Below are 900 nucleotides of genomic sequence, written 5' to 3'. Positions count from 1 at the left end.
ATTGGCAAAAATCCTTACACTTTTGAGCAAATACCTCCTGGAAGTGGTCCCTGGAAAGAGAGAGGGCAAATATTTAAAGGCTACCCCAGTGTTCATGCTTGTTATGGTCATGCAGGTTATGCGTGTACATCGCGCTATGGTTCACCTAATCGTACGCCAATTTATTCAAAATATTCAGGGAGGAAAAAATGAAGAAAATCTTGAAATTATTAAGTGGTCTCATTCTGTTAAATATCGCTGGATGTAACATTGATAAGCCTGCTCCAGGGTATTTGAGTATGTGGGAGAAAAATAGTGTTACTGATTTTACTGAGGTAGGAAAAGCTTTGTTAGAATGTGGTATGCCAACGCCTTATGATGTTGATCCAGAAAGTGAAAATATAAGCATTAATGCTAAAGCAACAATTCATGCTTGCATGCTCCAAGCAGGATTTCGCTATAAAGATAAGTTGGGAGGTAATTGGTGTTATACTTTTAGAGCCGAAAACCTTCCCATTTGTCGTCCAGGTGCTGTCATACCACAGCGCAGTGTCAAGAAGCGCTTGAACAGCCCGTTTTGTAAAAAGCATCCAGAACAACCTGAATGCGAGCCTTAAGTTTTGCTGTTTGTGATGATCAACAATCCGCCATCCTTGCCTTCACTTGGAATGGCGGGATTGTTTCCTCAACCAATCATCTCAATATTGTTCACCGTTGTTTTAAGCAGCGGTGACAGGAAATATCAACAAGCTTTCGAGCTGTTTTATCGTAAATAAATCCATTGAAAGAGGGGAAAAATGAAGAAAATCTTAAAACTGTTGAGTTGCATAGCTCTCTTAAATATAGCTGGATGTGTTAACCAACCTCCTCCATCAACTTTAGCATTATGGGAAAAACCAGGTGTCGATAAAGCGATGATCC

At 40.0% G+C, this 900-nt stretch carries 2 protein-coding genes and 1 pseudogene; all 3 read left to right on the top strand.

Annotated features, from left to right (window positions below; genetic code table 11):
- Nucleotides 1–192 (top strand): annotated as a pseudogene (locus ACFIJL_RS09670) (hypothetical protein); the annotation flags it as partial.
- Entirely contained in the window at nt 189–596 is a 408-nt protein-coding gene (locus ACFIJL_RS09665; RefSeq protein WP_375624506.1) for a hypothetical protein, read from the top strand. The pseudogene ACFIJL_RS09670 and the gene ACFIJL_RS09665, both read left to right, overlap by 4 nt.
- A complete protein-coding gene (locus tag ACFIJL_RS09660) occupies nt 584–712 on the top strand; it encodes a hypothetical protein (protein WP_375624504.1) in 129 nt (42 codons plus the stop codon). The genes ACFIJL_RS09665 and ACFIJL_RS09660 overlap by 13 nt, the downstream gene beginning before the upstream one ends.
- Nucleotides 713–900 lie beyond the last annotated feature (188 nt).

It is taken from the genome of Bartonella sp. TT119HLJHH (genome assembly GCF_042193385.1).
Lineage (GTDB): Bacteria > Pseudomonadota > Alphaproteobacteria > Rhizobiales > Rhizobiaceae > Bartonella.
This window is presented reverse-complemented; position numbering and strand designations above follow the sequence as displayed.